This window comes from Bacillus sp. EB01 (assembly GCF_000613125.1).
GTDB lineage: Bacteria > Bacillota > Bacilli > Bacillales > Cytobacillaceae > Bacillus_D.
This window is the reverse complement of sequence record NZ_HG964497.1, coordinates 4,777,107-4,783,106: the sequence shown is the minus strand read 5'-3', so window position 1 is coordinate 4,783,106 and position 6,000 is coordinate 4,777,107. Positions and strand designations below refer to the sequence as shown.

The window sequence follows — 6,000 nt, the reverse complement described above, 5'->3', positions numbered from 1 at the left end:
GTTTTTTGAGCTTGAGTTTGTTACAATAAACAATGGATTAATTTCCGTTGCCAAGACTTCGAATAAACGAGACCTGGCTGAGTCGCGAACTTACCAGGATAAGCAAGCACATATCGCTCTTGAGCAGGATTTATTATTTTCTTCTTATGGGCAGCTGAAAAGCCTATTCGCCCAAATCCTGGCAGAGCCTGTTGAAAATGAGGAGGCAGTAAAAGAATGGATTTAAGACAGTATGTTACAATTGTGCCTGACTGGCCAAAAGAAGGCATCAAGTTTAAAGATATTACACCGCTAATGAATAATGGGGAAGCCTATAAATATGCGACAGACCAAATTGTCTCATATGCAAAGGAAAAGAAAATTGACCTTGTTGTCGGCCCTGAAGCGCGCGGCTTCATCATTGGCTGCCCGGTTGCTTATTCGCTTGGGGTTGGTTTTGCACCTGTACGAAAAGAAGGCAAGCTCCCTCGTGAAACGATTAAAAAAAGCTATGGGCTTGAATACGGCACCAATGTACTTACAATCCATAGAGATGCCATACAGCCAGGTCAGCGCATCCTTATTACGGATGATCTTCTTGCGACTGGCGGAACAATCGAAGCGACTATCAAGTTAGTCGAAGAGCTTGGCGGAATCGTTGCCGGAATCGCTTTTCTCATTGAACTGACTTATCTAGAAGGCCGGGAAAAGCTTGAAGGCTATGATGTTTTGACCTTGTTGGATTATTAAGTGTTATGATGGTTTCAAGGAAGCTCCTGTAAAGTGCTTTCTTGATGAAAAAGATCTTTCTTGGTTTTAAATTTGTGCCAAAAGCTTGTCTAAAGCTAAGGGGCTCGCCAGTCGGCGAGTTTTCTTTGTAATATCAGAATTATTATCTTGTCATTTTTTGCCTCTAGCTCCAGCGCCTACGTGTGCAAACTTCAGGTCTCCTCCCTGCGATAAGTCATCATCGAATCGCTACGCTCTTCGTGATTCCTTTATCTCAGTCGAAGCCCCTCCATTTTGTACGGCGATGACCAAGGCGCTTACGCTTTTGATTTCGTATGCAGTTTGTAATTCACTAAAAGGGTATCGGCCAATTTTTCCAAAAAGCAAAAAAGAACCCTTTTTTCGACATATTTCATGTTTTCGGCTAAAAATCCTTTTGAATCACTTTACATCCTTGGATTTTTTCTCGATAATAGTAACAATCCACTAATATTTTCATAAATCTAAGGAACAAAGGGGCCTTGTTGGTTGTAGTTCGGCTCTATATTTTCTACTAAGAAACAAAGGTGATTTTATGGCGAACGATTCAGTGCTGACCGCCGAACAAGTCATCGACAAGACAAGGGCATATTTGAACGATGAGCACGTGGCACTTGTGCAGAAGGCGTACGAGTATGCCGAGATTGCCCATCGTGATCAAATTCGGAAATCCGGTGAGCCGTATATTATCCATCCGGTCCAGGTTGCGGGAATTCTTGCTGACCTGGAGATGGACCCGGCTACGGTAGCTGCGGGATTTCTCCATGACGTCGTTGAAGATACAGCCATTACCCTAAAGGATATTGAAGCTGAGTTTAACGAAGAAGTGGCCATGCTTGTTGACGGCGTGACGAAGCTGGGCAAAATTAAATATAAATCGCATGAGGAACAGCAGGCGGAAAACCACCGGAAAATGTTTGTGGCGATGGCCCAGGATATCCGGGTCATTTTGATCAAGCTTGCGGACCGATTGCATAATATGAGGACGCTGAAGCATCTTCCGTTCGAAAAGCAGCAGCGTATTGCGAATGAGACGCTTGAAATCTTCGCGCCGCTTGCACACAGGCTTGGTATTTCGAAGATTAAGTGGGAGCTTGAAGACACTGCGCTCCGCTATTTGAATCCGCAGCAATATTACCGGATTGTCAACCTCATGAAAAGGAAGCGTGCTGAGCGGGAGCAATATTTGGATGATGTGATTGAGGAAGTGCGCGAACGTGTCGGTGAGGTTTCCATTAAGGCGGAGATTTCCGGCAGGCCCAAGCATATTTACAGCATTTATCGGAAGATGGTGCTTCAGAATAAGCAGTTCAGCGAGATTTATGATTTGCTTGCTGTGAGGATTGTTGTTAACAGCATTAAAGATTGCTACGCTGTCCTTGGAATCATCCATACATGCTGGAAGCCGATGCCTGGCCGCTTCAAGGATTACATTGCAATGCCGAAGCCGAATATGTATCAGTCCCTCCATACGACTGTCATCGGTCCGAAGGGTGATCCACTCGAGGTCCAAATCAGGACCACTGAGATGCACAGGATTGCTGAATTCGGGATTGCCGCCCACTGGGCTTACAAGGAAGGCAAAAGTGTTAGTGAAAGTGCCTCTTTTGAGCAAAAACTGACATGGTTCAGAAATATTCTTGAATTCCAGAATGATACGGCCAATGCTGAGGAATTCATGGAATCGCTAAAAATAGATTTGTTTTCGGATATGGTGTTTGTGTTTACTCCGAAAGGCGATGTAATCGAGCTGCCATCCGGGTCGGTTCCGATTGATTTTGCCTATCGGATTCACTCGGAAATCGGCAATAAAACGATCGGTGCAAAAATCAATGGGAAGATGGTTACGCTTGATTATAAGCTTAAGACCGGCGATATCATTGAGATTTTGACGTCGAAGCATTCATACGGGCCAAGCCAGGATTGGCTGAAGCTCGCCCAGACTTCACAAGCGAAGAATAAGATTCGCCAATTTTTCAAAAAGCAGCGGCGTGACGAGAATATTGAGAAAGGCCGCGAACTGGTTGAAAAAGAAATTCGAGCTATGAATTTCGATATAAAGGAAATTCTGACGCCAGAAAATGTGCGGAAGGTTGCCGAGAAGTTTAACTTCACAAACGAAGAGGATATGTATGCCGCGGTTGGGTATAATGGCGTTACGGCTCTCCAAGTTACGAACCGCTTGACTGAGAAATGGCGGAAGAAACGTGATCAGGAAGCTGTGACGAATATATCCGAAGCCCTGACGGAATTGAAGACGCCAGCGACGACTGTTGTGAAAAAGCGTGATTCCGGTGTTCGGGTCGCGGGTATCGATAATCTGTTGATCCGGCTTTCGAAATGCTGCAATCCTGTACCTGGCGATGAAATTATCGGCTTTATTACAAAAGGGCGCGGAGTATCTGTGCATCGTGCCGATTGCCCGAATATCGAGAATGAGGATCAGTCACGCCTAATTCCGGTTGAATGGGATTCTTCGTTCACTGACAGGAAGGAATACAATGTTGATATTGAAATCAGCGGCTACGACAGGCGCGGGCTTCTAAACGAGGTTCTTCAGGCTGTCAATGAAACGAAGACGAATATTACGGCTGTTTCAGGCAAGTCGGACCGTAATAAAATGGCGACAATTATTATGTCGATTGCCATTCACAACGTCAGCCATTTACACAAGGTTGTTGACAGAATCAAACAAATACCTGAAATATACGCAGTGCGGCGGATTATGAACTAGTATATCGCTGCGCTGCGGTTTTTTTAATTCTTTTGAAGACAGGAGATTAAGAAATGAAAGCAGTCGTTCAGCGCAGCAAGCAAGCAAGCGTTACAGTAGATGGGGAAGTAGTCGGCAGTATTTCGAAAGGACTTGTTGTCCTGCTGGGTGTTACTCATGAGGATACAGAAAAGGATGCGGCCTTTTTAGCTGATAAAATTGCGAATTTGCGTATTTATGAGGATGCGGAAGGCAAAATGAACTTGTCGCTTCTTGATGTTGGCGGCGATATTTTGTCAGTTTCCCAATTTACGCTCTATGGAGATTGCCGAAAAGGCAGGCGGCCAAATTTCATGGCAGCGGCCAGGCCAGAAGTTGCAAATGGCCTTTATGAAACGTTCAACAGCATGCTCCGGGACAAAGGAATGACTGTTGAAACGGGCCGATTTGGCGCAATGATGGATGTCAGCCTTGTGAATGATGGTCCAGTTACACTGATTATAGAAAGCAAAGCCTGAAACATAAGCCAAGCGGCTTCGCGATAGCCAAAATCCGCCTCGAGCCATGCAAAGACTCGCCTGTCTCTGCGATGTTAATTCAAGGATGCTTTCCTTTGTGTCCCTGCGATGATAATTCTCAGGAGCTTCCCTTTGTGGAAAAAGACGTAAAAAGGGGCAGCCATTATAAATTCTGATGATATATATAAACACCCGCCGAAGTTGTTGGCGGGTGTTCGTTTTGGTTGGAGTTATTTTTCCTTGAAATAGCGGGCAAGCCCGTTCATAATTCCTGTTGATGCACTTTCCTGGAATTGGTTGCTCAGGACACCCATTTCCTCGGACGCATTGCTCAGGAAACCAAGTTCAATGAGGGCTGCTGCCTGCTTGTTTTCCCTGATTACATGATAATCGCCGAAGCGGGCGTTCCGATTTTTTGATTTTGTTTCAGTAACCGTTGCTGAATGGACTGTTTCAGCGAGTTTCTTTTGATAGGAATGATAATAATAGGTGGTCATTCCGCGTACTGTCCTGTCGTTAATAGAATCATAATGGATTGAAATGAATGCGTCCGCACCATTTATATACGCGGAGCTGACCCTTGAAGGCAGCGAATAATACGTATCGCGGCTTCGCGTCATCACAACCTTGGCACCGTGCTTTTTGAGCTTGCTGGTTAAGAGGTTCGCAGTCTTTAATGTAAGGCCTTTTTCGTATGTACCTCTTACCCCGATGGTACCGGTATCAATTCCGCCATGGCCGGGGTCAATAACAATTACTTTGTTTTTCAGGTATGAAAAACCATCTTCCTTACTGATTTGAGGTGCACTGCCAGAAACCTGGACAATCCAGCCTGCGATAAAACCGCTAGAGCCATTCTTGAGCTCGATTTCGTACCAGCTGCCCGACACCTTCTTAACTTTGAATTGTTCACCCTTGTTTCCGCGGGCAATCACTTTTGCATTCAATTCCGGCTTTTGGCGGATGTTGCTTCCGTCATGGAGAATAGTTACCTTGCTCTCATTGACTTCCTTGCCAGTATTGCCGGCAGCATTGCCCGTCTCGGCTGCCTTATCAAGGTACCAGCCTGCCACCCAGCCATATTTGCCTTTTTGGTATTCAATTTTGGCCCAGCTATTCTTTTCTTCAAGTATGCTGAACTTCTGGCCTTTTTTGACTGTCGCAATAATCTTCCCGTTCAAGGAACCTGTGTTTCTGACACTGAGTGCGGTCGCTGTTACAGTTCCGATAACACCCGTGGAATTCTTCCCAGAGTTCGGGCTCTCTTCTTGGGCTGATAAAAATTCAGAGCTTACCCAACCTGTTTTTCCATTTGAGAATGAGATTTTCGACCAGCCGTTTGATTCTGACAAGACTTCTACTTTGGCACCTTGCTTTAGCTTTCCGGCAACGGCAGCTTTGGATGAAGGAGTTGTGCGCACATTCAAAATATCTGCGTTTACAACTTTTATTTTCGTTTTAGCCGCTGTTGTTGCTGGTGCAGTTCCTGTTGTTTTGCCTGGTGAGCCTGTCTCTTTCAGGAATTCGCTTGAAACCCAGCCGCTGCCGCGTTTACTTTCGATCTTACTCCAAAGTCCAGACTTTTCGAGGATAGTAACCTGCTCTCCCATTGTCAATGAACCTGTCATCGAATAGTTGGTTCCTGGTCCACTCCTAATTCGAAGCTTGTCCGCTGTAATAATCGCGGTTGTATTGGTTTTGGAAGCGGCTTGCTGCCGGTTCACTAGCCAATTGGCAGCCCAGCCGGTTTTTCCTGTGGAAAGCCTGAGCTGCATCCATTCTCCTTTTTCTGAAAGGACGGTTAAAACTGCTCCCTTTTTTACAGTAGCAACAACACTGTAGCTTAAGCCGGGACCGCTCCTGATATTAAGGCCGTCAACCGCTGCGGTGACAGTAATCCCTGCAGCGTATTCCTTTAATGGGAAGACAGCCCCGATAAGCAGGACACAGCAGGCAGCGAGCAAAAATATTTTCCTTCCCATTGGACACCTCCTACGTATCTTTTATTGTAGCGGAAAATTG

The 6,000-nt window shown here is 45.5% G+C and carries 5 protein-coding genes; 4 read left to right on the top strand and 1 reads right to left on the bottom strand.

The features are described 5' to 3' along the window. The 4 genes from TY16_RS22570 to dtd all read left to right on the top strand — a co-directional run. The coding region (locus TY16_RS22570; protein ID WP_043933993.1) for a single-stranded-DNA-specific exonuclease C-terminal domain-containing protein at nucleotides 1-226 on the top strand (226 nt) is incomplete at its 5' end. Continuing rightward, complete coding sequence (locus TY16_RS22565; protein ID WP_043933992.1) at nucleotides 217-729, top strand: adenine phosphoribosyltransferase; 513 nt, start codon at nucleotides 217-219, stop codon at nucleotides 727-729. The genes TY16_RS22570 and TY16_RS22565, both read left to right, overlap by 10 nt. Before the next feature lie 553 nt (nucleotides 730-1,282). Continuing rightward, nucleotides 1,283-3,481 carry a RelA/SpoT family protein gene (locus tag TY16_RS22560; protein ID WP_043933991.1) on the top strand — a complete coding sequence of 733 codons (2,199 nt, stop codon included), beginning with the start codon at nucleotides 1,283-1,285 and terminating at the stop codon, nucleotides 3,479-3,481. A gap of 53 nt (nucleotides 3,482-3,534) precedes the next feature. Beyond that, nucleotides 3,535-3,978 carry a D-aminoacyl-tRNA deacylase gene (gene dtd / locus TY16_RS22555; RefSeq protein WP_043933990.1) on the top strand — a complete coding sequence of 148 codons (444 nt, stop codon included), beginning with the start codon at nucleotides 3,535-3,537 and terminating at the stop codon, nucleotides 3,976-3,978. A 230-nt stretch (nucleotides 3,979-4,208) separates the two neighbouring features. Here dtd and TY16_RS22550 read toward each other — a convergent pair whose 3' ends face one another. Next, nucleotides 4,209-5,960, bottom strand: coding sequence for an SH3 domain-containing protein (locus TY16_RS22550; protein ID WP_052342835.1), 1,752 nt, complete (start codon nucleotides 5,958-5,960; stop codon nucleotides 4,209-4,211). Between the last annotated feature and the right edge of the window lie 40 nt (nucleotides 5,961-6,000).

What these genes read in the sequence shown, in the direction of transcription:
- TY16_RS22560 (WP_043933991.1), top strand. Translation starts at nt 1,283, where the DNA reads ATGGCGAACGATTCAGTGCTGACCGCCGAACAAGTCATCGACAAGACA.
- dtd (WP_043933990.1), top strand. Translation starts at nt 3,535, where the DNA reads ATGAAAGCAGTCGTTCAGCGCAGCAAGCAAGCAAGCGTTACAGTAGAT.
- TY16_RS22565 (WP_043933992.1), top strand. Translation starts at nt 217, where the DNA reads ATGGATTTAAGACAGTATGTTACAATTGTGCCTGACTGGCCAAAAGAA.
- TY16_RS22550 (WP_052342835.1), bottom strand. Translation starts at nt 5,960, where the DNA reads ATGGGAAGGAAAATATTTTTGCTCGCTGCCTGCTGTGTCCTGCTTATC.